The organism is Rhizobium sp. FG113 (assembly GCF_057809895.1).
In genome coordinates this window covers 88,776-114,947 of record NZ_JBMDKV010000001.1, presented here as the reverse complement: position 1 = coordinate 114,947, position 26,172 = coordinate 88,776, and the positions used below count along the sequence as shown (strand labels likewise).

Genomic DNA, 26,172 nt, shown 5'->3' with positions numbered 1-26,172 from the left:
CTCCATGTTAGGCGCCGTGGGGATCGGCGATCATGGGCCAGATATCCTTGCGCGCGCGCCGATACGGCGTCTTCGCCGGATTGTTAGGATAAGGCGTGCCGGCCGCGCAATAGATGATTTCGGACGCGATCTTCGAGAACGAGGCGTAGAAGTGGTTCGTCGACTTGATGACGAGAATCTTCTTCTGCGTCGGATCGATGGACATCACCGAGAACAGGCTCGGATCGAAGCTCTGGGCGCGCGTCGAGTTCAAGATAATGTCGATGCCATCAAGCACGACGTGCGCCGCATCGCCGAAGGGCGCGAAGCTTTCGCCGAAGCGCATCTCGGCATTCGGCACGATCTTGATGACCTTGACCAGACCATCGATTGGGTTGCCCGTGCCGGGCGCCGACTTGGCGCCGAAGCGCAGCGGAATCTCGGCGCCTTCGCCGGCCGCCATGCAGATTTGCACGGCCATCGGGTCCCAGATCGTGCCGATCGCCGCATCGGTGACACCGCGCGCCAAGAGTTCGCCGAGAACAACGGTCGCGTCACCGGCCGTGCCGCCGCCGGGGTTGTCCCACATATCGGCGATGACGACAGGCCACGCCGTTGCCGCCAGAGCCTGCGACACCGCTTCTTTCTCGTCGATCTGCGGCATCATGAAGGTGCCGCGCTTGGCAAACAGCTCCATGCCGAGTTCGCGCGCCAGCGCATCGCCCTTGTCCTTGCGGTCGTTGGTGACGACGAGAAGCTTGGTGCCCATCTCCGGGACGTCCCCGGCCATGAAGCCGTGGACCACCGAGATGGATAGAACATCCGGATCGTCCTTTTCGAGCTGCATGATCTTGTCGACGAAGGAGCGCATGGGATCGCGGGAAGTCGGAAACACGTCGATCATCCGGCAGTCGAAGACGGACATGACAGGCTTTACGCGGCCCTCCAGCGTGTCGACGGCGATGCGCCATAGGTCCTCGGCCCGATCCACGAAGTCCGTGTGTGGGAACTCCTTGAAGTAAACGAAGGCATTGGCGGCGGCGAAACGCTTGGCCGTCAGATGGCTGTGCGGATCGAGCTCGGCGAAAACGGGGATGTCGGGGCCGACAATCTCGCGAATGCGCGCCAGCGTATCGCCTTCCGTGTCCTCGTAACCGGCGGCGACCATGGCGCCATGCAGGCCGAGCACCACGGCATCGACGGGCATCGCTGCGCGAAGCTGTCCGAGGATTTCGTCGCGCAGGCCTTCATAGGTGGCGCGGTTGACGAGACCGGCCGGATCCGCCCAGGTCGCGGTGCCCTCGATCAGCGTCCAGCCCTTCTCCGCGCAGACGCGCCGGCCGACGGTGATCGGCGCGGAGCAGAGTGTCGGCGTTTCGGGATGTTCGCCCGGCGGCGCATAGAGCGACGCCTCGAAAGCGCGCCGATCGACGCAGATTGGGGAGAAGGTATTGGTCTCGGTTGCGAGAGCCGCCGTGAAAATCCGCAATGTCTCGGCCTTTGTATTGATCAACCCATCGGGTTCGGAAGATAGCCGGTGAAACCGGAGATCTTCCAACGCCCCTCGTGCAGGCGGCAATAATAAAGGGTCTGCCACTGCATGATATCGCGGCTGCCATCGGCCTTGGCGATGCCGCCGTCGAACTTCTTGCGCACCAGCGCCATGTCGCCATCGATCTCGATGTCCTCGAGCGTGGTCGTGGTGAAAATGGCGGTACGCGTGTCTTCGGCAAAGGACTGCGTCGCGAAATCCTTGGCCTGGCGGACCCACTCATCGCGATAGGCGGCAAGCGTCGGGAAGGCCAGCCGCCACTTGTCGGGGCTCACTTGCCTGCGGCCATCGATGCCGATGAAGCCGTTCTCGACGAAATCGTGCTCCACCATCGACCAATCTGCGGCCAGGAAGGCGTCGATATCGCGGTGAACGAGCATCTCCCAGATCGAATGCCGGGCAGTATCGGAAGCAGGGAAGGGGTTCTTGAAAGGATCGCGCATGGTGTTCCCGATTGAAATTCTTTTCATGAATGACGTTTTTCTCTGGTCAAATTCCGCTTAATATGGTCACTTGTCAACTTATCACGAAAATAATTTGCAAGGATCGGTCAATGTCCATCAAGCGTTATGGCACCGTTCAGACCGGCGCAGGCGGAAAGCCGCTGCCGTTTGCTCGTGCCGTCGAAGCCGACGGCTGGCTCTATGTGTCGGGTCAGGTCGCCATGGAAAATGGCGAGATCATCGACGGCAATATCGTCGCGCAGACGCACAAGACGATCCAGAACGTGATCGCGATCCTGGAAGAGGCCGGCTATGGCCTCGAGCATGTCGTGCGCTGCGGCGTGTGGCTCGACGATCCCCGCGATTTCTGGACCTTCAACGGCATCTATCAGCAGTATTTCGGCGAGCATCCCCCGGCACGCGCCTGTGTGCAATCGTCGATGATGGTCGATTGCAAGGTCGAAATCGATTGCGTCGCGTATAAAGCGAAAGACAAATAGCGCGATAGACCAAGGGGAGCCGGGCGTGGATATTTTCTCGACATTGCAGGAAGAGAAGGCCCGGCTTTCGCCGTCGGAAACCCGTATCGCGGATATTCTGCTCAACGACTTCGAATTCGCCGTCAACGCCTCGATCATCGAGCTGGCGGAAAAGGCGGATGTCTCGCCGCCGACGGTCACCCGCTTCTGTCGCCGTGTCGGCTGCGAAAGCTTTTCCGATTTCAAGGTTCAGCTCGCCCGCACGGCCTATGTTGGGATGCGCTATCTCAGGCCCGAGCCGAAGAGCCGCGATCCCGGTGACGTCGCCCAGGACATCATCACCAAGGCGCAGAATGCGCTATTCCTGCTGCATCGCTCGCTTGATCTTTCCGCCATCGAGCAGGCCGCCGAGAAGATCGCTAAGGCGGAGATGATCTATGCCTTCGGCTCCGGTGGCAATTCCTCGATGATCGCGAGCGAGCTGCAGAATCGCCTCTTTCGTTTCGGCCTGCATGTCACCGCGAGCTCCGACCACGGCATGCAGCTGATGCTGGCGGCGGCGGCGAAGTCGACGCACGTCGTCGTTGGCTCGTCGTTTTCGGGCCGCAACACCGAACTCGTCCGTTCCTTCACGCTCGCGCGCGAGACCGGGGTCACGACCATCGCGTTGACGCAGGCCGACAGCCTCGTCGCCAAGGCCGCCGATATCGTCATCCCGATCGATCTTGCCGAGGGAAACAACATCTTCCGGCCGACCTCGACGCGCATCGCCTATCTGGCCGCCGTCGACATCCTGGCCAGCCTCGTCGCCTACAACATCCCACAGGCGGCGGTCACCCTTCGACGCATCAAACAACAACTCGTTGCCCACCGTGACGGCGATGACCGTCAGCTGCTCGGGGACTGAGGATTTCATGTCAGGAAAGGACTGAGAATGACAAAATCGGTAGCGATCGTGACCGGCGCTGCGGGCGATATCGGCCGTGCCATTGCCAGCCGGCTTGCGGATGACCACGACGTCGTCCTGCTTGTCGATATCGACGGCGCTGCCGCCGAAAAGGCCGCGCGTGCGCTGGGTTCGACCGAGCGCTTCGTCGCCGTCAGCTGCGATGTGACGAGCGAGCATAGCGTTGCCGAAATGGCGAAGACCGCTGCCTCGCTCGGCGCGCTGAGGACGCTGGTCAACAATGCCGGTGCCGGGCGCGCCGTCAGCCTGCAGTCGACCAAGCCCGAGGATTGGCGCGCCGATAACGCGCTCAACCTCGAAGCGCCGTTCCTCTGCTTCAGCGCTGTCGCGGATCTCCTGAAGGCGACGCAGGGCTCGGTGGTCAACATCGCCTCGGTCAACGGCATGCACGTCTTCGGCCATCCGGCCTACAGCGCTGCCAAGGCCGGCCTTCTGCATTTCACCAAGCTGGTCGCCGTCGAATACGGCAAGTTCGGCATCCGCTCGAACGCGATTGCGCCGGGCACGGTGCGCACGCAGGCCTGGGAAGCCCGCGCCGCCGCCAATCCGAATGTCTTCGAGGAAGCCCGTCGCTGGTATCCGCTGCAGCGTGTCGTCGATCCGAAGGATGTCGCCAACGCGGTCGGCTTCCTGGCAAGCGCGCAGGCCAATGGCATCACCGGCGTCTGCCTGCCCGTCGATTGCGGCCTCACCGCGGGCCAAGCGGAACTTGCCCGCACCTTCTCCCAATCCGCTGACTACTGATCAAAAAAAGAATACTGAGAGGAACAGTTATGGACACGGCCCCTTATCGTCTGGAGAGCTCCTGGCAGCCGGACGGCGGTCCGAATGGTCGCTTCACCTTTACCCTTTTCAACCTGTCGGATGCGCCGCTTGCGGGCTTCAAGATTGTCTTTACGTCGCTGACACGGGTCATCGACAAGAAGGCTTGCGAGAACGCGACCTTCCTGCGCCGCAACGCCAATTTCCATGAGTTTGCGCCACCTACAGGCCTTTCCATTGCGCCGGGTGCAGGCTAGACATTCACGGTGAGCGGTCTGCACCGCCCGGCAAAGCACTGCACCGATGGCGCCAAGTCGGCCTATGTGACGCTTGCCGATGGCAGTCACGTCGCGGTCGCCGTGTCCGATCTCCTGCTCGAGGGCCGCGTCAGCGAACCGCCGCCGGTGCTATTGCCTGAGGGCAGGATCGACCTGCCTTTCGCGCTGCAGCCGTGGCCGGCCGAAATCGACGCCAAGCCGGGCGATGGCTTTCCAGTCGTGCTCTATCCTGCGGCCGGCGCTTCCCCGGATGATCTGCGCGCCATGTCCACGGTCACGTCGCTGGTGCGCCGCCTGTTCGAAAGCGCGCATGCGCCGTTCAATCTGCAGCCGTCGCCGCAGGGCCGCGCGCTGCGTTTCATCGCCGATGCCGCGATTGCGGCCGAGGGTTACAAGCTCACCTTCTCGGCCGATGAAATCTCGCTTGCCTATGCGGACGCCGCCGGTCGCCAGTATGGCCTTACGTCGCTTGCGCAGCTGCTCGAGGGCGCGCGCAGCCGCCCCGGTACATTCCATTTCCCGATCTCGGGCACTATCGCCGACAAGCCGCGCTATGGCTGGCGCGGCTGCCATCTCGACGTGTCGCGCCAGTTTTACCCGGCGGCCGATATCAAGCGGCTGGTCGATATTCTGGCCTGGCTAAAGCTCAACATCTTCCATTGGCACCTGACCGATGACGAAGCCTGGCGCCTGGAGATCAAGGCCTATCCGGAGCTCACGACCACTGGCGTGCTGCGCGGACCAGACGCACCGCTTTTGCCGCAGCTCGGCAACGGCGCGGAGCCGGTCGGCGGTTTCTATTCGCAGGACGATGTCCGCGAGATCGTCGCACATGCGCTGGCGCTGAGCGTCGAGGTTGTTCCCGAGATCGATATCCCCGGCCACAGCACGGCGACGCTCGTGGCGCTGCCTGAGCTGACCGACGGCCAGGAAGCACCAGACAGCTATCACTCGGTCCAGGGCTATCCGAACAATGCGCTGAACCCGGCAATCCCGCTGACCTACACTTTCCTTGAGAAGGTGCTCGACGAAATGGTCGAGCTCTTCCCGTCGAAGTATCTGCATATCGGCGGCGACGAAGTGGCGAACGGTTCCTGGCTGGCGTCGCCTCTCGCCAAGAAGCTGATGGAGCAGGAAGGCATCGAGGGCACCTTCGCGCTGCAGTCCTATTTCCTGAAACGCGTCAAGGACATGCTGACGGCGCGCGGGCGCAAGCTTGCGGGCTGGAACGAGGTTGCCCATGGCGGCGGCGTCGCGGCCAAGGATACGCTGCTGATGGCCTGGGAGAACCCGCAGGTTGGCATCGAGCTCGCCAGGGAAGGCTACGAGGTGGTCATGACCCCCGGTCAGGCCTATTATCTCGACATGGTGCAGGCCGAGGCCTTCCAGGAGCCCGGCGCCAGCTGGGCTGGCACGGTGCCGCCGGCCCACACCTATGGCTATGAAGCCGAAGGCGATTTCCCGGAAGAGCTGAAGGACAGGATGAAGGGCGTTCAGGCCTGCATCTGGTCGGAGCACTTCTTGTCGCGCGGCTATTTCAACCGTCTCGTCTTCCCGCGCCTGCCGGCCATTGCCGAGGCTGCGTGGACACCGAAGGCGAAGAAGAACTGGGATCGCTTCTCGGCCATCGTGCCGCTGAGCCCGAAACTTTAAGGAGCTGACGATGCGGATCGCTGTTGGCGGAATTCATACGGAGTGCAGCACCTACTCGCCGGTGCTGATGGCCGTCGAGGATTTTCGCGTCCTCAAGGGTGCGGCCCTTCTGGGGGCCGAGTATTTCAACTTTCTAAAGGCTGATGGCATTGAGCATCTGCCGCTGCTGCATGCCCGCGCCGTGCCTGGAGGCCCGGTCTCCCGCATTGCCTACGAGGCCTTCAAGACCGAGTTCCTCGCCCTCCTGAAGGCGGCCTTGCCGCTCGATGGGCTCTATCTCGCCATGCATGGCGCGATGAATGTCGAGGGAATGGACGACGCCGAGGGCGATTGGATTTCGGCTGCTCGCGCGGTTGTGGGACCCGATGTCGTCGTAGCGGCGAGCTATGACCTGCATGGCAATGTCAGCCAGAAGATCATCGATCAGCTCGACATCTTCGCCGGCTACAGGACCGCGCCGCATATCGATGTGCGCGAAACCATGGTGCGGGCGTGGTCGATGTTGGTCGATGCCCTGAAGAGCGGCACACGCCCCGGCGTCGCCTGGGCTCCGGTGCCGGTTCTCTGGCCCGGCGAGCGCACATCGACGGAAGATCAGCCGGCGAAGGCGCTTTATGAGGCCTTGCCGGTCTTCGACCACCGCGCCGGCGTTCTCGATGCCAACCTGATGGTCGGCTATGTCTGGGCCGACGAGCCGCGCGCGACCGCCTGTGCGGTCATCACCGCGACCAGCAAGGGTGCCGCGGCCAAGGCTGCGGAAGAGATCGCGCTCTCTTACTGGAACGCACGCGAAGAATTCCGCTTCGGCCCGGTTACGGGGCCGTTGGCGGAGATGCTCGATATCGCCGAGAAAGCCGAGACCTCGCCCGTCATCCTCGCCGATTCCGCCGACAATCCGACGGGTGGCGGCGTCGGCGATCGCGCCGATGTGTTGAACGCGCTGATTACGCGTGGCTTTGACGGCGCGCTGATTGCGGGGATTACCGATCGTCCCGCCGTCGAGGCCTGTTTTGCAGCCGGCAAGGGCGCCACGCTGGCGCTTACGATCGGCGGTAGCCTCGATGGATCGAGCACGCCGGCCAAAGTGCAGGCGGAGGTCGTGCTGCTGTCCGATACGGGTGTGCCCGCCGAGCGCCAGGCGGTCGTGCGCGTTGGCGGGATCACGGTCGTGCTCGCCGCGCGCCGCCGGCCGTATCACAACATCGCCGATTTCACCCTGCTCGGGCTTGATCCGAAGGCCGTCCGCCTCCTGGTCGTCAAATCCGGCTACCTCTCGCCGGAACTGGCGCCGATCGCCAATCCGAACCTGATGGCACTGACGCAGGGTGTGGTCAATCAGGATATCGAGGGGCTCACCAGCAACCGCCGCGCGCGGCCTGCCTTCCCCTTCGATCGCGATTTCAGCTATATCCCGCAAGCGCGTTTCTCGGCGCGCTGGACCGACTGATAGAAAATAACTGACAGCCTGGCGGTTTCGGTTTTATGCCAGACCCGCCAGGCCGCGCTCGCCCAAGACGGGCGTCCGCCGCCACCGCCACGAATTCGAACATGACCCGCTTCCTTCCCGCCGTCTTCCGCGACCCGACCATCCGGGTGAGCATGCTCGCCCTCTTTATGTTCGGCGTCGCGAGTGCCGCCACCTCTCCCTATCAATCCGTCGTCGGCATCCGCGAACTGGGCTTGAGCAACGGGCTCTACTCCGCGCTGATTTTTTCCGCCGCGGCCGTCAACGTTACGGTCAGCATCCTGCTCGGCAATCTGGCGGACCGGCTCGGCGAATACCGCACCATGATGCTGGCGACTGCAGTCTTTGGCGTGCTCGGCTATGGTGCGATCTACATTCTGCCGCATCAGGCGACCTTCGTCGTCAGCGCGCTGCTGCTCCTGCCGGTCTATGGCTCGCTGAATTCGCTGCTCTTCGGAAATGTTCGCCGAAGGACAACCGGCATGTCGCGCGATGACGTCGCCAGGGTCAATTCCGGTGTGCGCGCGATGATGTCGCTCTCCTGGGTTCTGGTGCCCGGCCTGACCGGCGTGTTGCTCGCCCGGTCGCCAAGCATGCTGCCGGCCTATCTGTTCGCAGGCATCGCCTGCGCCGCGTGCTTTGGCCTCATCGCCATCTTCCTGCCGCGCCAGAGGGGGACCGACAAGGCCGCAAGCCGCCATCTTTCCTATCTGGCTGCGCTCGGCGAGGTCGTTTCACCGCCGGTGCTTGTCCGGGTCATCGCCATCGCGCTCATCAGCTCTACGCTGCATATAAACGGCGCCATCCTGCCGCTGATCGTCACCGGCGCCGCGCATGGGACGGTCGCCGACCTCGGCATCCTGATCGGCATCGTCGCCTTCCTCGAAGTCGTCTTCATCATCGTCTGGGGTCGGGCGCAAAGGATCATGAGCCATGTGACGGCGCTCGCGATCGGCGCGAGCATCTATGTCGTCTATCTCATGCTGCTCGGTTTCGCCTCAGCGCCCTGGCATGTCTACGCGCTCACCTTGATCAGCGGCATTGGCGCCGCGGCGCTGATCAGCATCCCGATCACTTATCTGCAGGACCTGATCGCCGAGCGTCCGGGATTGGGCAGCGCGCTCATCTCCGTCAACATCTTCATCAGTGCCGGCCTCAGCGCATTGCTCTTTGCGATCGGCACCGCAATCAGCAGCTACTCCGGCACGGCCTTCATAGGCGCGCTTGCCGGCGTGATCGGGCTGGCGATGCTCTTGTACTTCGACCGACTAGGGCGTCGTTGAACACCGCTGGTAGCGCAATGTTGAACTGACGAGGGAAAACGGTCGTGTAGTATTGCAACTGAGACGGATGGATGGAGGATCAATCATGAATCGGCTGACCGCGAAGGACTTCCCCCAGGAACTGCTTGAACTCTATGATTATTACGCGCATGGCAGGATCACCAAGCGTGAATTCCTCGACCGAGCGAGCAAGTTCGCCGTCGGCGGCCTGACCGCCGCAGCAATTCTGTCCTCGATGAGCCCGAACTATGCGCTGGCGACGCAGGTGGAATTCACCGACCCCGATATCATCGCCGAATACATCACCTATCCCTCGCCCAAGGGAAATGGCGACGTGCGCGGCTATCTTGTTCGTCCGGCGAAGGCCGAGGGGAAGGTGCCGGGCGTGGTCGTCGTTCATGAAAACCGAGGGCTCAACCCTTACATCGAGGACGTCGCGCGGCGCGTTGCCAAGGCTGGCTTCATAGCGCTGGCGCCCGATGGCCTGACGTCCGTCGGCGGCTATCCCGGGAATGACGAGAAGGGCCGCGAGTTGCAGCAGACGGTCGATCCGCAGAAGCTCATGAACGACTTCTTCGCAGCGATCGAATTTCTGATGAAGAGCGACCTGACAACAGGCAAGGTCGGCATTACCGGCTTCTGCTACGGCGGCGGCGTCGCCAATGCCGCAGCCGTCGCCTATCCGGAACTTGGTGCAGCCGTGCCGTTTTACGGGCGTCAGCCAAGCGCCGACAGCGTCGCGCGCATCAAGGCGCCGCTGCTTCTGCACTACGCCGAACTCGACAAGGGCATCACCGACGGCTGGCCGGCCTACGAGACGGCACTGAAGGCCGACAAGAAGGTCTATGAGGCCTATATTTATCCCGGCGTAAACCACGGTTTTCACAACGATTCGACCCCGCGCTATGACGAAGCGGCCGCCAAGCTTGCGTGGGAACGGACTGTGGCCTGGTTCAAGAAATACCTGGTCTAAGCACCGCCAATGGGCTCTCGGCCGCCCATCTTGGCGGTCGGAGTCCGGTGCATCCGATCAATAGCCGACCAACAGGTTCTGTCCGAAATCCGGCTGAACGCCCAGTATCGGCCCGACCCGCTTGACGATATCGGCCACCATCGGGGCCGCCGTCTCGGCCGCGAGGTTCAGGTTGTGCAACCCCGTCAGTGGCTGATCGATGAATGACAACACCACGTATCGTGGGTTCTGCATCGGGAAGCCCGCGAGGAAAGAGTTAAAGCTCAGCTTGTGCGAATAGACGCCGTGGATGACCTTGTTGGCCGTTCCGGTCTTGCCGCCGACATGGAAGCCGGGGACGTCGGCGGTTCTGCCGGTACCCTGCTCGCCATTCAGCTTGAAGAGGTATCGGATGGTGTCGCTGGTGCTTTTCTTGACGACTGGTTGTTCGGTCTCGGCAGCCTCTTCACGCGTGCGCGGCAGGAAGGTCGGCTCGATCAGTTCGCCGCCGTCCAGAAGAGCTGCGCCGGCGACTGCCGTCTGCATGGGCGTCGTGGCAACGCCGTGGCCGAAGGCGGCGGTGATGGAGTTGATCTTCTTCCAGACCCTCGGCTGGCTCGGCGTTTTCACTTCCGGCAACTCCGTCTGCATCTTCGAAAGCAGGCCGAAGCGCGTGAGGTATTCTTTCTGGATATCCATGCCGACGACATCCATCATCTTGGCGGTGCCGACGTTTGACGAGTAACGGAAGATTTCGGGGATCGACAACACGCGCCGTGGAACGTCACGGTCGTCGTGGATCGTGAAGCCGCCGTAATGGAGAGGTGTGCTTGCGTCGAAGGTATCGGAAAGCTTGATCTTTCCGGTGTCGATCGCCATCGCGATCGAGAAAGTCTTGAAGACGGAGCCCATCTCGTCGGTACCATTCGACATCCGGTTGAGCCAGCCTTTGTCGCCATCCGCTTGCGGATCGTTCGGATCGAAGTCGGGTGCCGAGGCCATGGCGAGGACCTCGCCGGTGTAAATATCAAGGATGACCGCTCCGGCCGATTGCGCCTGATAGCGGCCGATCGCATCCGCCACCACGTCGTGTACGGCATTCTGCGCGCGGATATCGATCGAAAGCTTCACCGGCTCCAGGCTGCCTGCGATGGTGAGACCCGTCGAGGCGAGGGCGGAGAGGCCTTGATCGTCGAGATACTTCTCCATGCCGCTGACGCCGTGATTGTCGATGTCGACATAGCCGAGAATATGCGCGGCGGTTCGGCCGCCCGGATAGAAGCGCTTCACCTCGGGGCGGAAGCCGATGGCGGGAATGCCGAGCTTCAGCACTTCGCTCTGCTGCTTCGGGCTGAGCTGGCGCTTCAGCCAGGCGAAGTGCGAGCGACGGTTGGAGAGTTTCTGAAATGTCGATCGCTTGTCGAGATCGGGAAAGACGGTGGCGAGCTTTTCGACAGCGTCATCGACATCGACGATCTTGATCGGCTCGGCGAACATCGACACGGTGCGGATGTCCGTCGCAAGCAGTTCTCCGTTGCGGTCCAGGATATCAGGGCGCGATGCGACCGACGAAGGCTTGGGCAGGATGGCTGAGGTGGAGGGGTCGCCGTGCACGCCGTAATAGATGAGCTTGCCGCCAATGACGCCGTAGGCAAGCACAAGCACGGTGCCCAATATCGCCAGGCGCGATCTCGGCGTGGGCGCCTTGCGGCGCGGCTTTACCAGGCGCTTGCCGCCATCGCGAGAGCCGAAGTCCAGGCTGACGAGCCGCCCGCTTCTGGATGCTAGAGTTTGGAGAATGGACATCGGATCCAGCTTGCTCGATAGCGCGCATACGAATTGTTAGTGCACATCAGCTAGCGCCGAGATCGTTAATGCGGTGTTAACGAATTGCCTCGGCTTGGCTCATTTCACAAAGAAGTCATTCCAAGGTCGCCACCTTTCTACTGAAGGTGGCGACGACGCTCGGGTCGGTGCTGCTATTGCTTGTCCGACGCCCTGTTTCCACAGAACGCCGCTGCGTATCAGCCGATCGACATGAGGCTCGCATTGCCGCCGGCGGCAGCGGTGTTGATTGAGGTAGAAACCTCTTCCAGCAGCCAGTTCAGGCAATAGGCTTCGGGATTGCGCTCCAGCTCCGCCGTCGAGGCCGCCTGCGTCAGGAGCAGCGGGCCGGACATGGCCGCGATCTCCTGCTGCATCGAGGCAATGCGCGCGCTGTCGCCTTCGATGAGCGCGCCCGAAAGGATTTCGCTCGTGCTCCTGCCGTTGCCAAAGTGGATACGCTGGGAGACGCTGACGGGAAGATCCTTCAGACTGCTGCGAAGGCTGTCGCTGCACTCGATGAATGCCTTGTTGCCGGTTGCCAGCACGGAGGAGATCTGGCGATGTAGGCCGACTTCCGAGACGGGGGCGCAGAAGATGGTGCCGCGTGCGTGCAGCGCGTAGATGTTGCGCTCGCCGACGGGGCCGGTGAGTTCGCTCTCCAAGCCAAGCGCCGATTGGCTGCCGAGGTTGCGGGCCATCTCTGCCTCTTCGTGCAGTTCGCGCTCGTCGAGCCACTTGGCGAAATCCGACAGCGCCGGATCGCTATAGACCGAGCTGTGCTGCGGCGGGATCGGCGGTGTTTTCACCAGGCGACCGAGATAGAGCGGCCCGCCGGCCTTCGGGCCGGTGCCCGAAAGCCCGCGCCCGCCGAAGGGCTGAACGCCGACCACGGCGCCGATTACGTTGCGGTTGACGTAGACGTTGCCGACCTCGATGCGCGAGGTCACGCGGGCGATGGTTTCGTCGAGACGCGTGTGCAGGCCGAAGGTCAGGCCATAGCCCGTGGCGTTGATCTCATCGACCAGCCGGTCCAGATCCTGCCGGCGCCAGCGGATGACATGCAGCACCGGGCCGAACACTTCGCGCTTCAGTTCGGCGATGTTCTTGAGCTCCACGATCGTCGGAGCGACGAATGTGCCATGCTGTGTCTCTGTCGGCAGCTCGATGCGTTCCACCTGGCGGCCAAGCGCCTGCATCGACTTCACGTGGGTCTCGATGATCTCCTTCGCGTCGGCGGTGATGACTGGGCCGATATCGGCGGAAAGGCGATTGGTGTTGGCGATCGTCAGCTCGCGGAGAGCCCCCTTCAGCATCGTCAGCGTGCGGTCGGCGACGTCGTCCTGCAGGCAGAGAATGCGCAGCGCCGAGCAACGCTGGCCGGCGCTGTCGAAGGCCGATGCTATGACATCGCCCACGACCTGTTCGGCAAGCGCCGAGGAATCGACGATCATCGCGTTCTGGCCGCCGGTTTCCGCGATGAGCGGGATCGGCTTGCCGTCAGCCGACAGGCGCTTGGCGAGTTCGGCCTGGATCAGCCGGGCAACCTCGGTCGAGCCGGTGAACATGACGGCCGCCGTCTCCGGCGCCGCCACAAGGGCCGCACCGACGCTACCATCGCCCGGAACCAGCTGCACGACATCCCCGGGAATGCCCGCTTCATGCAGGATCCTGACGGCCTCGGCGGCAATCAGCGGCGTTTCCTCGGCGGGCTTCGCGAGAACTGGGTTGCCGGCAACGAGGGCGGCCGCGACCTGGCCGCTGAAGATCGCCAGTGGGAAGTTCCAGGGGCTGATGCAGACCACGGGGCCCAGCGGCGCGTGCGACGGCCCCAGCGTGCGGCGCGCCTGTTCGGCGTAATAGCGCAGGAAGTCGATCGCCTCGCGAACTTCGGCAATCGCGTTCTGCACCGACTTGCCGGCTTCGCGAATGATGAGGCCGAGCAGCGTTTCCATGCGGGTCTGCATGATGTCGGCCGCGCTGTCGAGCAAAGCGGCGCGGTCGGCGGGCGAAACGCCGGCCCAAGATGCTGCTGCCGCTTGCGCCGCCTGCATTGCTGCTGCGACTTCGGATGGCGTTGCCTCACGAACCTGGCCTACGGCGTCTCGGTGGTCGGCGGGGTTGAGCACGTCGCGCGCGCCGTTGATGTCGGTCGCCTGACTTGGAAGGGCGCGCCAGCCCTTGGTGGCGCTTTCGCCCAGCAGATGCGACAGGTGATTAAGCACCGTTTCGCTGGAGAGATCGAGGCCGGCGGAGTTGAGGCGGGTTCCGTAGAGTTCGCCGGGGAGCGAGATCTTGTCATGCTTCTGCCCGACGATCGGCATCTTAGAGACGATCTCGGCCGGGTCGGCGATCAGTTCGTCGATGGAGACGTTTGGATCGGCGATCCGGTTGACGAAGGAGGAGTTGGCGCCGTTCTCCAGCAGGCGGCGCACGAGATAGGCAAGCAGCGTTTCGTGAGTGCCGACGGGTGCGTAGATGCGGCAGGGACGGTTCAGGTTCTGTCGGCCGACAACCTCGTCGTAAAGCGGCTCGCCCATGCCATGCAGGCACTGGAACTCGTATTTGCCGACATAATAATCCGAGCCGGCCATCTGGTAGATGGTCGCCAGCGTCTGGGCGTTGTGGGTCGCGAACTGCGGGAAGACGGCATCGGTCGCCGCCAACAGCTTCCTGGCGCAGGCGATATAGGAAACGTCGGTGTAGATCTTGCGGGTGAAAACAGGGAAGTCCGCGAGGCCGTCGACCTGCGCGCGTTTGATCTCCGCGTCCCAGTAGGCGCCCTTGACGAGGCGCACCATGATCCGACGGCCGGCGCGGCGCGCGAGGTCGATGACGAAATCGAGCACGAAGGGGCAGCGCTTGCCATAGGCCTGGACAACGAAGCCCATGCCGTTCCAGCCTTCGAGATCGGGGTCGAGGCAGAGCGCTTCCAGAAGGTCGAGCGACAGTTCGAGGCGGTCGGCCTCCTCGGCGTCAATGTTGAGGCCGATGTCGTAGGACTTGGCGATCAGCGCCAGCGCCTTCACCTTCGGCAGCAATTCGTCCATGACGCGGGCGCTCTGCGCGCGTGCGTAGCGCGGATGCAGCGCCGAAAGCTTGATCGAGATGCCCGGCCCTTCGTAGATGCCGCGTCGATCAGACGCCTTGCCGATCTCGTGGATCGCGGTTTCGTAGTCCTTGTAGTAGCGCTTCGCGTCGTCGCCCGTCGTCGCTGCTTCGCCCAGCATGTCATAGGAATAGCGGAAGCCGCGCTGCTCGAGCGGCTTTGCCCGCTGCAACGCTTCGTCGATGGTCTCGCCGGTGACGAACTGCTCGCCCATCATCCGCATCGCCATGTCGACGCCGCGGCGGATCACCGGCTCGCCGCAGCGGGCGATCAGTCGGGTCAAGGCGGCCGAAAGGCTGCGGTCGGCGACCGTCGATGTCAGCTTGCCGGTGACGACAAGACCCCACGTCGCGGCATTGACGAAGAGCGAGCGACCGCCGCCGAGATGTGCCTTCCAATCGCCCTCGGAAATCTTGTCGCGGATAAGGGCGTCGCGCGTTGCGGTGTCCGGAATACGCAGCAGCGCCTCGGCCAGACACATCAGCGCAATGCCCTCCTGGCTGGAGAGCGAGTATTCGTGCACCAGCCCCTCGACGCCGGTTCCCTTGTGCTTGGCGCGCAGTGCTTCGATCAGCTTGCGGGCGGTATCGGCGGCGGCTTGCCTGACGTGATCGGGAAGGGCGGCTGCTTCAACCAGGCGTGGCACGCAGATTGTCTCCGGCGTGCGGTAGGCAGCTGTGATCGCGCGGCGCATATCGCTCTGTTCTCGGATCGGTGGAGCAAATCCGTCAAAGGGATTTGCAGAGCCGTTGGCCTGCTCTACTGTGACTTCGACTGCTGCCGCGTCGGTGGTGATTGCCATGCTGGGCTCCTGATCCGCTGATGTCGGAAAGCTAGCAGATTTCAAAAAGTCAATTTCACTTGATTTTGAGCGATCTAGTCTTTAGTTCGCTATTCAATATTCATATTGAAGGGAATTATTGTGGCTGGTGCGGGAAATGTAAGAGAAATCGACCAATTTGATCAACGCATACTTGAGGCGCTCGTCGCCGATGGAAGGATGTCGGTGACCGACCTCGCCAAGCGGGTGGGTCTGTCCAACACGCCCTGCCAGGTCAGGCTCAAACGACTGATCGAGGATGGCTATATTCTCGGCTTCCGCGCCATCATCGACGTCAACAAGCTCGGCCGCAACCATGTGGCGTTTACCGAGGTGAAACTCTCCGACACCAGGGAGAACGCGCTCAACGCTTTCAACGTTGCCGTTCGCAAGCTGCAGGAGGTCGAGGAGTGCCATATGATCGCCGGCGCATTCGATTATCTCCTGAAGATACGCACGTCCGATATCGCCAATTATCGCCTCGTTTTGGGCGAGAAGATCTCCAGCCTTCCCTTCGTCGCCAACACGTCGACCTTCGTTGCCATGGAGGCGATCAAGGAGAACGGCGCCTGATCGAGGCAGATTGCCAGCTCCGGGCTGCTCTCATTTTGCGCGTGACAGCGGTCGGCTTCTCTGACAGAACATTGCCATTGAGAGACAGGGGCGTTTGCCGACGGCAGACTGAGAAGTACCCTTTGAACCTGAACCAGATAATGCTGGCGGAGGGAGTCGCTCGGACCCTTCGGCATTGCTATCAGGGTTCCCGCGTCTTGCCCCGCCCGAAAGGGGCATGATGAAAGACGACAGATCTCCCGGTTCGATGCTTGATGCCATGCGCGCGCAAAAGCCGCTCGTTCAGTGCATCACCAATTTCGTTGCGATGAATATCGCGGCCAACGTGCTGCTCGCGGCCGGCGCATCGCCTGCCATGGTGCATGCCGAGGAAGAGGCCGGCGAGTTCGCGGCCGTCTCCGGCGCGCTGACTGTTAACATCGGCACGCTCTCGCCGAGCTGGATGAACGGCATGCGCGCCGCTGCCAGATCGGCGGGAGAGAGCGCCAGGCCATGGGTCCTCGACCCCGTCGCCCATTATGCGACTGCCTTTCGCAGACAGGCCGTCGCGGATTTGCTGGCGCTTCGCCCGACCATCATTCGCGGTAACGCGTCCGAGATCATTGCGCTTGCCGGTGGCGAAAGTCGGGGGCAGGGCGTCGACAGCCGTGACCCCGTGGAGCAGGCCGAGGCTGCCGCCAGCCATATCGCAAACACGCACCAGGCCGTGGTGGCGGTGACCGGCGAGGTCGATTTCGTCACCGACGGCGCGCGCGGCTGCCGCATCGAAGGCGGCTCATCGCTGATGCCGCAGGTGACGGCGCTCGGCTGCTCGCTGACATGCCTCGTCGGCGCCTTCGCCGCGATCAGGCCGGATGCACCGTTCGAAGCGACGATATCAGCACTCGCCATGTTCGCCGTCGTCGGTGAAGAGGCGGCGCGGGCCGCTGACGGACCGGGGTCATTTTCCTGGCGGTTTCTCGACGCCCTCGCGGCGATAGACGGCGTCGCTATCGACAACAATGCGCGGGTGCGGATGCTATGAGGACGATCGATCTTTCGCTCTATCTCGTCCTCGATCCCGAGCTTTGCGCAGACATCGGCATGGTCGAAACAGCAAGGCGCGCTGTTGCCGGTAGTGCCACCGTCGTGCAGCTTCGCGACAAGCATGCCTCCACGGCGCGCATGATCGAGGCCGGCCGTGCGTTGAAAGAAGCGCTTGCCGGGACGGACGCGCTGCTTGTCGTCAACGATGATGTCGAGGCGGCCATCGCGATCGGCGCCGATGGGCTGCATGTCGGCCAGGACGACATGGTCGTGCGTGCCGCGCGCGAGCGGATCGGGCGCGACATGATCCTTGGTCTGTCGGTGGAGACAGAGGCGTTAGCGAGGGCTGTCGATCCGGCATTGGTCGATTATGCCGGCATCGGGCCGGTCTTCGCGACGCCGACCAAGCCGGACCACAAGCAGCCGATCGGGTTCGACGGTCTTGCACGTCTCGTCGCCGCCTGCCCGGTTCCCTCCGTTGCTATCGGCGGTCTGAAGCTGGCGCATGTCAACGGTGTTTTTGCCGCCGGTGCTGAAGGGATCGCCGTCGTCTCGGCGATTTGCGGCACGGCCGATCCTCACGCCGCCGCCCTCGAGCTTTCAGAGGCAATTCAAGGGAGATCACGATGATCCGCAATGTTCTCTCCATCGCGGGATCCGATCCATCGGGCGGCGCGGGCATCCAGGCGGACCTTAAGGCGTTTGCCGCGCGCGGCGTCTATGGCATGGCGGCGCTCACGGCGTTGACCGCGCAGAACACGCAGGGCGTATCCGGCGTTCACCTTGTCCCAGCGGGTTTCGTCGCCGATCAGATCAAGGCCGTATTCGCCGATGTCCGCGTCGATGCCGTGAAGATCGGCATGATCGCCAATGCCGAAATCGCCGATGCGGTCGCCGACGTTCTCAAGAATCATCTCGGTATCCCGATCGTGCTCGATCCCGTCATGGTGGCCAAGGGTGGGGCAAAGCTTCTCGATCCCGACGCGGTCGATGTGCTTCTGCGCCGGCTGCTGCCGCTTGCGACGCTGCTGACGCCCAATCTGCCTGAGGCAGCCGCGTTGCTGCGCACTGATGTGGCCGAAAGCCGCCGGGAGATGGGCGATCAGGCCGAAGCGCTGCGCGCTTTGGGACCCGCTGCCGTGCTTGTCAAAGGCGGCCATCTCGACGGTGACCAGAGCCCGGACGTGCTGGCAACGGAAGACGGCCTCTCTTGGTTCGAGGCCGCCAGGATGCCGACCGCAAACACGCACGGCACCGGCTGCACGCTATCGAGCGCGTTGGCGGCCGAGCTCGCCAAGGGCGCGACGCTGCCACAGGCGGTAGCCGCCGCAAAGATGTATCTCGCCGGCGCGGTGGCTGCTGCCGACACGCTCGACGTCGGCTCTGGACATGGCCCGGTCCAGCACTTTCACGAACTTTGGACGACAGAGGAAGGATACGCGAAATGACATTGCCGATCAGTGAGCAGACGGTAATCGTAACCGGCGCTGCGCGCGGGCTCGGGGCGGCGATCGCCAGGGCTTTTGCCCGCGAGGGCGCGAAGGTGGCGATCAATTATCGCAACAGTCGGGAGCAGGCCGAGGCGCTTGCGAAAAGCCTCGGCGAGCGGACGCATGCGGTTCAAGCCGATATCCGCGACGGCGCGGCCGTGAGCGAACTGGTGGCTGATGTCACGCGCAGGCTGGGAGCACCGACGACGGTCGTGCACAATGCGCTCGCCGATTTCAGCTTCAACGGCGACGCTCGCCCGAAACTCGGCGAGCTCAGTTGGGAGGAGATGAACGCGCAACTCGACACGGCGGTGAAGGGTGCTTTGAACCTCATCCAGGCAACGCGCCCGGTCATGGCCGCTGCCGGCTTTGGGCGTGTTGTCACGATCGGGACCAATCTCTTCCAGAATCCCGTTGTTCCCTATCACGACTATACGGCGGCGAAGGGTGCGCTGTTGTCGCTGACCCGCACCGCCGCTGCCGAACTCGGGCCTGATGGGATCACCGTGAACATGGTCTCTGGCGGATTGCTGCGCACCACCGATGCCAGCGCCGGGACGCCCGAGGCGGTGTTCGATCTCATCGCCGGCAGCACGCCGTTGCGTCGAGTGACGACGCCGGAGGAAGCCGCCGACGCCGTGCTGTTCTTCGCCAGCCCCTGGGCGCGGGCGGTTACCGGCCAGAACCTGATTGTCGATGGTGGTCTCGTGTTTAGCTGAACGTCACCTGGCTATCATCACGACTTGACCGCGCCTGCGGTCAAGCCGGCGATGATGTGCTTCTGCGCGAGGAAGAAGACGATGACGGTCGGCATGATGGTCAGCGTGATGAAGGCGAGTACGAGTTGCCATGCGGTGCCGAATTCGCCGCGATAGACCATGATGCCAAGCGGCCAGGGGTACATCTTCTCCGAGTTCAGCATGATCAGCGGCAGGATGTAGCTGTTCCAGCTGCCGACGAAGGAGATGATGCTGACCGTCGCGATGATCGGTCGCGAGAGCGGCAGGCAGATATGCCAGAAGAAGCGCATATAGCCGCAGCCATCGACCACTGCCGCCTGGAACAATTCTTCCGGAAGGTTTCGAAAATAATTCCGGAACAGAAGTATGCTCATGCCGAGCCCGAAGGCGACCTGCGGCAGCACCACGCCCCAATATGTGTTGAGCAGCCCGAGATCGCGGATGCGGATGAAAAGCGGCAGAATGGCGGTCGCTGCCGGAAACATCAGCCCGATCAGGAAGTAATTCAGCAGGAACTCGGCGCCGAAGAAGCGGACATGCGCGAAGGTGAAGGCCGCCATGGCCGATACCGATACAGTGAGGAAGACGGTGAGCGCCGCGATGAGCAGCGAATTGACCATCTGCCGCCAGTAGCGATCGCCGAACAGGATATCGGTGTAATTTTCGGCATGCCATTGCACCGGCAGGCCGAATGGATTGGTGCGCAGGTCGCCGAGATCCTTGAAGCCACCAAGCGCTGTGGTCACCAGCGGGATCAGCACGATGGCCGATATGATGACCAGCGACGTGTAGAGATAGGCTTTGGTGCCGGCATTGAGCCGATCGGATGAAACGACGTCAGTCATGGCGCATGAATATCCGTTTGTAGCTGAAGGCGAGCGTGACGCAGATCAGGAAGAGCACGACGCCGACCGCACTTCCGAGCCCGACCTGCATGCGGGCGACGCCGAAGTTGAACAGGAAAGTCACCATCGTCTGCGTGGCGTTGAAGGGACCGCCGCCCGTCAGAGGCATGATGAGGTCGAACAACTGCAGCGAGCCGACGACGGCGAAGAAGACGGACAGGCGCACGGTCGATCCGAGCAACGGCAGGGTGATATAGCGGAACCGCTGCCAGCCGCTGGCACCATCGATCTCGGCTGCCTCCAGCACGCTCTTGTCGAGTGATTGCAGTCCGGCGATGAACAGCATCATGTGGAAGCCGAAGTATTTCCAGACGATGACGCCCAGCACCGCGTACATCGCCAGATCCTTGTCGGCCAGCACATAGGGCGTCTCGACGCCGAGCAGGTGGGCGATCGAGGCGAAGAGCCCGTAGTCGCCGTCATAGACGAAGCGCCAGATCAGGCCGGCGGCGACATCGGCGAGCACGTAGGGCAGGAAAAAGATCAGCCGGAAGACGACCACGCCGGCAATGCGGTGCGCCAGCATCATCGCCAGCCAGATGGCGAGCGGAATCTGGATCGCAATCGAGATCACCATGATCATCGCGTTGTTCTTCAGCGCGGTGAGGAAGGCGCCGTTCTTGAACAGAAGTTCGAAGTTGCGCATGCCGACATATTGCGTCGGCAGGCCATAGCCGTCCCATTTGTAAAGGCTGTACCAGGCGGCCTCGCCCATCGGCAGGATCACGAAGATCGAGAACAACAGAAGTGCGGGCGGCAGGAAGAGCAGCAGCACAGGCAGGCGGCCGGCAACGGCCGGATGTTTGCGCCGGGCGGACTGGGTGGCCGGTATGCGCGCGGGTCTGATTGCGGTGGCGGCGCTGACATTGGCCATGAGGACCTCACATTCCAGACATCGAATGGCGGCGCGAGAGTATGTCCCGCGCCGCGATGGTCTTGATCAGAACTGATCCTGCTCGAAGGCATCCTGGATCTGCTGTGCGCCATCGGCAGGCGTCATCTGTCCGGAGACGATGGCGACCGATACGTCGTTGACGACGCGGCCGACCGAGGGGCCGAGATCCTGGTCGAAGAAGTTCTGGTGCCATGTGGAATGCGCCAGCTGTTCGGCCGATTCATGCAGCAGCGGGTTGGTCACGCCATCTTCGGCGCCAACCGCGACCGGGATGATCATGCCGGCCTTGGCCATGGTCCGCTCGTTCTCGGCATTGGTGAGGTAGGCAAGGAAGTCCAGCGTTTCCGGCGGCGCTTTCTTGGTGACGGCCCAGCCGTTCAGGCCGCCGAGCGTGTCGGTAACGGCACCGGCGCCGCCTGTAACAGCCGGGAAGGCGAAGCGGCCGATATTGTCGGGGTTCAGGCCCTTCTTGTCGCCGGCATTGGTGCGCTGGTTCGCTTCCGTGTTTTGGAAGCCGAGGATCATCGCCGCCTTGCCGTCGCCAAATACGCCGAGCGTCTGCGGCCACGTGGCCCCGAGGTAGCCGGGCTGGAAGGGCTCGAGCTTGCCGAGCTCGGCGAGCTGTTCACCGGCCTTGATCATTGCCGGGTCGTTGAAGCCTTCGCCTTGGCCGTTCTTGGCGGCGTCGAAGACCTGCTGGCCGCCGTTGCGCATCACCAGATAGCTCCAGTAGAAGTGGATCGGCCACTTCTCGCCGCCGCCACCGGCGATCGGCACGATGCCGGCGTCCTTGATCTTCTTGACTGCGGCCAGATAGTCATCCCAAGTCTTGATCGTGGTCGCATCGACGCCGGCCTTGGCGAACAATTCCTTGTTATAGAAGAAAGATACGGTGCCGACGGCATAGGGGACCGCGCCGATCTTGCCGTCGTAGCTCAGGCCCTTGACGGAGGCAGGATTGTAGGTCTTCACCCACGCGCCATCCTTGGCGTTCATCGCTTCGCTGAGATCGAGCAGGGCGCCCGTCGCGAGCTGCTGTTTCAGGACGCCGCCGCCCCAGCTGTAGAAAAGATCAGGCGCATCGTTGGACTGCAGAAGCGTCGGCAACTTCGCCTTGAAGGCCTCGTTTTCGAGGAACTGCATCTCCACCTTCGTGCCCGGATGCCCGGCCTCGTAATTCTTGACGATCTGTTGCCAGACGCCGAGATAGGTCGGATCGATTTCGAGATGCATCCACTTGATTGTCGTGTCGGCAGCGGCAGTGCCGGCGGCGATCAGAAGCGCGAGCGCGGTCGCGGTCGAGCGGACAAAGGCACGACTATTGAACAGGGCTTTCGCCCTTTGATGATTGAACATAAGGTCTCCTCCTCAAGGGAAAATCGTCCTCTACAATTTTGTCCCTTATGCGGATTAAATGATCGGCAGCTTTGCCAGAATGTCAACTCCCTTGGTTGAATTTGGCAGATTAGCCTTGACAGAGGGCTGAATCTCCACGTTATTTAATTCGCATTCCGACAAAAATACCGATCCGCTTCGGCGGTCGCCAGAAGAGCCGTGCACGAATAGATGAAGACCGCAGACCCGGAATTGATGCGCGCGATCAATCGCCTGAACGTGCTCGACACGGTTCGCCGGCATGGGCCGATCGCGCGCGTCGAAATCAGCGAACGCACGCAGCTGTCGACCACAACGGTGTCGGCCATCACGGCCTCGTTGCTGGATGATGGCCTCATTCTGCCGCGCCACGAAGGCGACATCCGCAACGAAGCGGCGCGCGGCCGACCACGCGTCATGCTGGAGCTCAATCCGGATGCGGCGCGTGTCGTGGGCGCCAAGATCGCGGCCAGTCGCATGGTCTTCGTCGTCACCGATTTTCGCGGCGACGTGCTCTCGAATCTCACCCTGCCGATCCGGATCGATCGCCAGCCGATCGCGGTCATCGCCGATCTCGTCGAGGATGGCGTGCGGCGCTGCGTCGTCGATGCCGGCCTGTCGCTTGAGGATGTCGATACCGTCTGCCTCAGCCTGCCGGGTGTTATCGAGCATCGAACCGGCCATATCCGCAGCAGCCCGATCTTTCGGGACGTTAATGTCGATTTCGCCGCCGAGATGACCGCGCGACTGAACACCTCGACGATCGTCGAAAGCGACGCGCATGCCATCACGCTGGCGCATCACTGGTTCGGCAAGGCGCGCGATCTGGAAGACATGGTGCTGATATCGCTCGAGCAGACGCTCGGGCTCGGCGTGCTGCACGGCAACCAGCTGTTTCGCGGCGCCGGCGGCCTCAGCCACAATCTCGGCGATCTCGTGCTTGGCATGGGACCGCGCGGGATCGTGCGGCTGTCGAGCCAGGCGGGCGAAAGCGAAATTCTGGGCGAGCAGCCGGCCGGCGGGCGATTTGCCGAGGCGATCCGGCTCGGGCGCGGCATGGCGCATGCGCAGACCTTGATCAAGGCTGAAGACAACGCGCTGATCAGCGCGGCGATCCGGGCGGGGGAGGCCGTCGGTGTCGCGGTTGCCAATATCGTGACCATCTTCGCGCCGCCGCGTGTCATCCTGGTGGGCTCCAGCCTGGCGCTTGGCGAACCTTTCCTGGAGAGCCTGCGCAATGCCTACGCGCTCGCCATTCCGCCCTCGCTCAAGGGCGTCGCGGAACTCGTCTTCGACGATTCCAGCGACGATTTCTGGGCACAGGGGGCTGCGGCTGTCGCTCTCTACGAACTTTACGAGTCGCCGTGGAACACCACGGGCCCGGCGCTCTGACGCTTTCAGAACCAAAATCTATGGGAGGAAATCATGGATAAAGTCGGCATAGGCATCATCGGATGCGGCAACATATCGGGCGCGTACCTGAAGGCCATGGCGTCTTTCCCCATTCTCGACATCAGGGGCGTGGCGGATCTCAACAGCGAGCTCGCGCAGGCAAAGGCGGCCGAGTTCAACGTGCCGGCCAGAGGCGTCGACGAACTCTTCGCCGATCGCTCGATCGAGATCATCGTCAATCTGACCATTCCGAAGGCCCACGTCGCCGTCGGCCTTCAGGCGCTCGCCGCTGGCAAGCACACCTATTCGGAAAAGCCGCTCGGCATCAATTTCGCCGAAGGCAAGCAGTTGGCCGAAGCGGCCAAGGCGAAGGGTCTGCGCATCGGTGCGGCACCCGACACCTTCCTCGGCGGCGGCCACCAGACGGCCCGCGCGCTGATCGATCAGGGCGTAATCGGCCAGCCGGTGGGCGGCACGGCCACCTTCATGTGCCCCGGCCACGAGCGTTGGCACCCCAATCCCGCCTTCTACTATGAAGTCGGCGGTGGGCCGATGCTGGATATGGGGCCGTATTACATCACCGATCTCGTCAATCTGTTCGGACCGGTGGCGCAGGTGGCGGGCTTCGCCGTCACGCCGCGCAAGGAGCGTGTCATCACCAGCGAGCCGCGAAACGGCGAGCATATCCCGGTGCATGTGCCGACCCATGTGTCCGGCCTGATGGCCTTTGCCAACGGTGCCGTCGTGCAGATCGGCATGAGCTTTGACGTCGCGGGCCACAAGCACGTACCGCTCGAGGTCTACGGGACCGAGGGAACGCTGATCGTGCCCGATCCCAATCACTTCGGCGGTGAGGTCGAGCTCTTGCGCAAGGGCGGCTCGTTCGAGAGCCAGCCGCTGACGGCACCCTATGCCGATGGAAACTACCGGTCGATCGGTGTCGCCGATCTCGCCTATGCGATCCGCGAGAACCGGTCGCATCGGGCGAACGGCAGCTTGGCGCTGCACGTGCTGGAAGTCATGGAAGCGTTCCAGACCGCATCGGACACCGGCCGCACCGTGGCGATATCAACGCAGACGGAAAGACCGGCGCCGATCTCGGAATCGCTCGTCGACGGACGTCTGGGCAAGTAATTATTGAGGAGGAAGTTTAATGCGTGAAGCACTGATCGTTTGGGGCGGATGGAGCGGCCACGAGCCGCAGGAATGCGCCGCCATCGTCAAGGACATACTCGAGGAAGACGGTTTCAAGGTCTATGTCGAGCATACCACCGAGGCTTTCGCCGACCCTTCCGTGCACGACCTTTCGCTGGTTGTGCCGATCGTGACCATGTCGAAGATCGAGAAGGAAGAGATCAAGAACCTTGCGGCGGCGATCGAAGGCGGTGTCGGCCTGGCCGGTTATCATGGCGGAGCCGGCGACAGCTTCCGCGAATGCGTGGAATACCAGTTCATTGTCGGCGGCCAGTGGGTCGCGCATCCTGGCAATATCATCGACTACAGGGTCAATATCAGCCGGCCTGACGATCCGGTCATGGAAGGCATTTCCGATTTCGACTATACGTCGGAGCAATATTACATGCATGTCGACCCCTCCAACGAGGTGCTGGCGACGACAACCTTTACCGGCGATCACGCCTATTGGATCGATGGCGTGGTAATGCCGGTTGCCTGGAAGCGGAAGTACGGAAAAGGCCGCGTCTTCTATTCTTCGCTCGGCCATCAGGCCAAGGAGTTTTCCGTGCCGGAAATGCGCACCATCTTCCGCCGGGGCGCCAACTGGGCGGCGCGCTGAACCCGCGCAAAATAGGTAGTAGCACGCGGTTGGAAACTATCCGGCCGCGCGCTATTTCTTCATGGTATTCAACGTGAAGGAGTTTCCAGCATGCGCAAGCTTCTCGCAGTCACCTCAATCGTCATCATGGGCTTTGCCGGCAGTGCATTCGCGCAGATGAACATGGGCATGGACAGCAGCGGCCGCTTTGACGGCTCTGCACCGCTTGGAACCGGTCCGCAGGACGAACAGTCTAGCGGTCTTTCCATTCCTCTCGATTCGCTTGAGACAGGAAGCACCGCGGGCTCGGCGCCGGTCCAGTGGACGCGCTGCCCGCCGCACCAACGCAATGCTGCCAACCGCAAGTCCACAAATCCGGCCTGCATCAACGGACAGTGATCCGACCGGTGCCTGGCTTACAGCCTCGTGTTTGCGTT

The 26,172-nt window shown here is 62.7% G+C and carries 22 protein-coding genes, 1 pseudogene and 1 riboswitch; of the genes and pseudogenes, 16 read left to right on the top strand and 7 right to left on the bottom strand.

The window, feature by feature from the left end; all coding sequences use genetic code 11:
* Positions 1 to 7: 7 nt before the first annotated feature.
* Together ACODTZ_RS00515 and ACODTZ_RS00510 are read right to left on the bottom strand one after the other, a co-directional pair.
* Entirely contained in the window at positions 8 to 1,468 is a 1,461-nt protein-coding gene (locus ACODTZ_RS00515) for a M81 family metallopeptidase (RefSeq protein WP_489024744.1), read from the bottom strand.
* A 20-nt stretch (positions 1,469 to 1,488) separates the two neighbouring features.
* Positions 1,489 to 1,974: a hypothetical protein gene (locus tag ACODTZ_RS00510; RefSeq protein ID WP_489024742.1), complete on the bottom strand. Its 486-nt coding sequence runs from the start codon at positions 1,972 to 1,974 to the stop codon at positions 1,489 to 1,491.
* A gap of 110 nt (positions 1,975 to 2,084) precedes the next feature.
* Here ACODTZ_RS00510 and ACODTZ_RS00505 point away from each other — a divergent pair, with 110 nt between their 5' ends.
* The 7 genes and pseudogenes from ACODTZ_RS00505 to yghX all read left to right on the top strand — a co-directional run bounded on the left by ACODTZ_RS00505 (position 2,085) and on the right by yghX (position 9,834).
* Positions 2,085 to 2,474, top strand: a complete 390-nt coding sequence (locus ACODTZ_RS00505) for a RidA family protein (protein WP_112424839.1) — start codon at positions 2,085 to 2,087, stop codon at positions 2,472 to 2,474.
* Between the two features lie 25 nt (positions 2,475 to 2,499).
* Positions 2,500 to 3,360, top strand: coding sequence for a MurR/RpiR family transcriptional regulator (locus tag ACODTZ_RS00500; RefSeq protein ID WP_489022990.1), 861 nt, complete (start codon positions 2,500 to 2,502; stop codon positions 3,358 to 3,360).
* A gap of 27 nt (positions 3,361 to 3,387) precedes the next feature.
* Positions 3,388 to 4,164 carry an SDR family oxidoreductase gene (locus ACODTZ_RS00495; RefSeq protein WP_489022988.1) on the top strand — a complete coding sequence of 259 codons (777 nt, stop codon included), beginning with the start codon at positions 3,388 to 3,390 and terminating at the stop codon, positions 4,162 to 4,164.
* 29 nt (positions 4,165 to 4,193) lie between these two features.
* A pseudogene (locus ACODTZ_RS00490) lies at positions 4,194 to 6,113 on the top strand (beta-N-acetylhexosaminidase).
* A 10-nt stretch (positions 6,114 to 6,123) separates the two neighbouring features.
* Positions 6,124 to 7,560 (top strand): M81 family metallopeptidase, encoded by a 1,437-nt coding sequence (locus ACODTZ_RS00485; protein WP_489022986.1) that lies wholly within the window; start codon positions 6,124 to 6,126, stop codon positions 7,558 to 7,560.
* A 35-nt stretch (positions 7,561 to 7,595) separates the two neighbouring features.
* Complete coding sequence (locus ACODTZ_RS00480; protein WP_489022985.1) at positions 7,596 to 8,861, top strand: MFS transporter; 1,266 nt, start codon at positions 7,596 to 7,598, stop codon at positions 8,859 to 8,861.
* Between the two features lie 85 nt (positions 8,862 to 8,946).
* Positions 8,947 to 9,834, top strand: a complete 888-nt coding sequence (gene yghX / locus ACODTZ_RS00475) for a YghX family hydrolase (RefSeq protein WP_112818811.1) — start codon at positions 8,947 to 8,949, stop codon at positions 9,832 to 9,834.
* A 57-nt stretch (positions 9,835 to 9,891) separates the two neighbouring features.
* Here yghX and ACODTZ_RS00470 read toward each other — a convergent pair whose 3' ends face one another.
* Positions 9,892 to 11,619 (bottom strand): peptidoglycan D,D-transpeptidase FtsI family protein, encoded by a 1,728-nt coding sequence (locus tag ACODTZ_RS00470; protein ID WP_489022983.1) that lies wholly within the window; start codon positions 11,617 to 11,619, stop codon positions 9,892 to 9,894.
* A 218-nt stretch (positions 11,620 to 11,837) separates the two neighbouring features.
* On the bottom strand, positions 11,838 to 15,548 hold the full coding sequence (gene putA / locus ACODTZ_RS00465; protein WP_489022981.1) for a trifunctional transcriptional regulator/proline dehydrogenase/L-glutamate gamma-semialdehyde dehydrogenase: 3,711 nt from the start codon (positions 15,546 to 15,548) through the stop codon (positions 11,838 to 11,840).
* Between the two features lie 120 nt (positions 15,549 to 15,668).
* On the opposite strand from putA, the gene ACODTZ_RS00460 reads away from it, so the two are divergent.
* The 5 genes from ACODTZ_RS00460 (at position 15,669) to ACODTZ_RS00440 (ending at position 19,374) form a co-directional block, all read left to right on the top strand.
* A complete protein-coding gene (locus tag ACODTZ_RS00460; protein WP_489022979.1) occupies positions 15,669 to 16,139 on the top strand; it encodes an Lrp/AsnC family transcriptional regulator in 471 nt (156 codons plus the stop codon).
* A gap of 76 nt (positions 16,140 to 16,215) precedes the next feature.
* A riboswitch (TPP riboswitch) is annotated at positions 16,216 to 16,311 on the top strand.
* Positions 16,312 to 16,359: 48 nt separating this feature from the next.
* Positions 16,360 to 17,163, top strand: coding sequence for a hydroxyethylthiazole kinase (gene thiM, locus ACODTZ_RS00455; protein WP_489024740.1), 804 nt, complete (start codon positions 16,360 to 16,362; stop codon positions 17,161 to 17,163).
* Positions 17,160 to 17,795 carry a thiamine phosphate synthase gene (gene thiE / locus ACODTZ_RS00450; protein WP_489022977.1) on the top strand — a complete coding sequence of 212 codons (636 nt, stop codon included), beginning with the start codon at positions 17,160 to 17,162 and terminating at the stop codon, positions 17,793 to 17,795. The genes thiM and thiE overlap by 4 nt, the downstream gene beginning before the upstream one ends.
* Positions 17,792 to 18,613, top strand: coding sequence for a bifunctional hydroxymethylpyrimidine kinase/phosphomethylpyrimidine kinase (thiD, locus tag ACODTZ_RS00445; protein ID WP_489022975.1), 822 nt, complete (start codon positions 17,792 to 17,794; stop codon positions 18,611 to 18,613). The genes thiE and thiD overlap by 4 nt, the downstream gene beginning before the upstream one ends.
* On the top strand, positions 18,610 to 19,374 hold the full coding sequence (locus ACODTZ_RS00440; protein WP_489022973.1) for a 3-oxoacyl-ACP reductase: 765 nt from the start codon (positions 18,610 to 18,612) through the stop codon (positions 19,372 to 19,374). Before thiD ends, ACODTZ_RS00440 begins: the two co-directional genes overlap by 4 nt.
* Positions 19,375 to 19,391: 17 nt before the next feature.
* Here the strand turns inward: ACODTZ_RS00440 and ACODTZ_RS00435 are convergent, their stop codons facing one another.
* The 3 genes from ACODTZ_RS00435 to ACODTZ_RS00425 form a co-directional block, all read right to left on the bottom strand.
* Positions 19,392 to 20,240, bottom strand: a complete 849-nt coding sequence (locus tag ACODTZ_RS00435; protein ID WP_112981497.1) for a carbohydrate ABC transporter permease — start codon at positions 20,238 to 20,240, stop codon at positions 19,392 to 19,394.
* Positions 20,233 to 21,174: a carbohydrate ABC transporter permease gene (locus tag ACODTZ_RS00430; RefSeq protein WP_112818798.1), complete on the bottom strand. Its 942-nt coding sequence runs from the start codon at positions 21,172 to 21,174 to the stop codon at positions 20,233 to 20,235. The genes ACODTZ_RS00435 and ACODTZ_RS00430 overlap by 8 nt, the downstream gene beginning before the upstream one ends.
* A gap of 66 nt (positions 21,175 to 21,240) precedes the next feature.
* Positions 21,241 to 22,551: an extracellular solute-binding protein gene (locus ACODTZ_RS00425; RefSeq protein WP_489022971.1), complete on the bottom strand. Its 1,311-nt coding sequence runs from the start codon at positions 22,549 to 22,551 to the stop codon at positions 21,241 to 21,243.
* Between the two features lie 210 nt (positions 22,552 to 22,761).
* Here ACODTZ_RS00425 and ACODTZ_RS00420 point away from each other — a divergent pair, with 210 nt between their 5' ends.
* From ACODTZ_RS00420 to ACODTZ_RS00405, 4 genes are all read left to right on the top strand, one after another.
* Positions 22,762 to 23,961: an ROK family protein gene (locus ACODTZ_RS00420; RefSeq protein ID WP_489022969.1), complete on the top strand. Its 1,200-nt coding sequence runs from the start codon at positions 22,762 to 22,764 to the stop codon at positions 23,959 to 23,961.
* 33 nt (positions 23,962 to 23,994) lie between these two features.
* Positions 23,995 to 25,095: a Gfo/Idh/MocA family protein gene (locus ACODTZ_RS00415; protein WP_489022967.1), complete on the top strand. Its 1,101-nt coding sequence runs from the start codon at positions 23,995 to 23,997 to the stop codon at positions 25,093 to 25,095.
* A gap of 19 nt (positions 25,096 to 25,114) precedes the next feature.
* Positions 25,115 to 25,756, top strand: coding sequence for a ThuA domain-containing protein (locus ACODTZ_RS00410; RefSeq protein ID WP_489022965.1), 642 nt, complete (start codon positions 25,115 to 25,117; stop codon positions 25,754 to 25,756).
* Positions 25,757 to 25,846: 90 nt separating this feature from the next.
* Positions 25,847 to 26,134, top strand: coding sequence for a hypothetical protein (locus ACODTZ_RS00405; protein ID WP_112949977.1), 288 nt, complete (start codon positions 25,847 to 25,849; stop codon positions 26,132 to 26,134).
* The last annotated feature ends 38 nt before the right edge of the window (positions 26,135 to 26,172 follow it).

Coding starts and splice junctions, on each gene's coding strand:
- ACODTZ_RS00505 (WP_112424839.1), top strand. CDS start 2,085: ATGTCCATCAAGCGTTATGGCACCGTTCAGACCGGCGCAGGCGGAAAG.
- ACODTZ_RS00495 (WP_489022988.1), top strand. CDS start 3,388: ATGACAAAATCGGTAGCGATCGTGACCGGCGCTGCGGGCGATATCGGC.
- thiE (WP_489022977.1), top strand. CDS start 17,160: ATGAGGACGATCGATCTTTCGCTCTATCTCGTCCTCGATCCCGAGCTT.
- putA (WP_489022981.1), bottom strand. CDS start 15,548: ATGGCAATCACCACCGACGCGGCAGCAGTCGAAGTCACAGTAGAGCAG.
- yghX (WP_112818811.1), top strand. CDS start 8,947: ATGAATCGGCTGACCGCGAAGGACTTCCCCCAGGAACTGCTTGAACTC.
- ACODTZ_RS00425 (WP_489022971.1), bottom strand. CDS start 22,551: ATGTTCAATCATCAAAGGGCGAAAGCCCTGTTCAATAGTCGTGCCTTT.
- ACODTZ_RS00440 (WP_489022973.1), top strand. CDS start 18,610: ATGACATTGCCGATCAGTGAGCAGACGGTAATCGTAACCGGCGCTGCG.
- ACODTZ_RS00415 (WP_489022967.1), top strand. CDS start 23,995: ATGGATAAAGTCGGCATAGGCATCATCGGATGCGGCAACATATCGGGC.
- ACODTZ_RS00420 (WP_489022969.1), top strand. CDS start 22,762: ATGAAGACCGCAGACCCGGAATTGATGCGCGCGATCAATCGCCTGAAC.
- ACODTZ_RS00510 (WP_489024742.1), bottom strand. CDS start 1,974: ATGCGCGATCCTTTCAAGAACCCCTTCCCTGCTTCCGATACTGCCCGG.
- thiD (WP_489022975.1), top strand. CDS start 17,792: ATGATCCGCAATGTTCTCTCCATCGCGGGATCCGATCCATCGGGCGGC.
- ACODTZ_RS00480 (WP_489022985.1), top strand. CDS start 7,596: ATGCCAGACCCGCCAGGCCGCGCTCGCCCAAGACGGGCGTCCGCCGCC.
- ACODTZ_RS00435 (WP_112981497.1), bottom strand. CDS start 20,240: ATGACTGACGTCGTTTCATCCGATCGGCTCAATGCCGGCACCAAAGCC.
- ACODTZ_RS00410 (WP_489022965.1), top strand. CDS start 25,115: ATGCGTGAAGCACTGATCGTTTGGGGCGGATGGAGCGGCCACGAGCCG.
- ACODTZ_RS00430 (WP_112818798.1), bottom strand. CDS start 21,174: ATGGCCAATGTCAGCGCCGCCACCGCAATCAGACCCGCGCGCATACCG.
- ACODTZ_RS00485 (WP_489022986.1), top strand. CDS start 6,124: ATGCGGATCGCTGTTGGCGGAATTCATACGGAGTGCAGCACCTACTCG.
- ACODTZ_RS00405 (WP_112949977.1), top strand. CDS start 25,847: ATGCGCAAGCTTCTCGCAGTCACCTCAATCGTCATCATGGGCTTTGCC.
- ACODTZ_RS00470 (WP_489022983.1), bottom strand. CDS start 11,619: ATGTCCATTCTCCAAACTCTAGCATCCAGAAGCGGGCGGCTCGTCAGC.
- thiM (WP_489024740.1), top strand. CDS start 16,360: ATGAAAGACGACAGATCTCCCGGTTCGATGCTTGATGCCATGCGCGCG.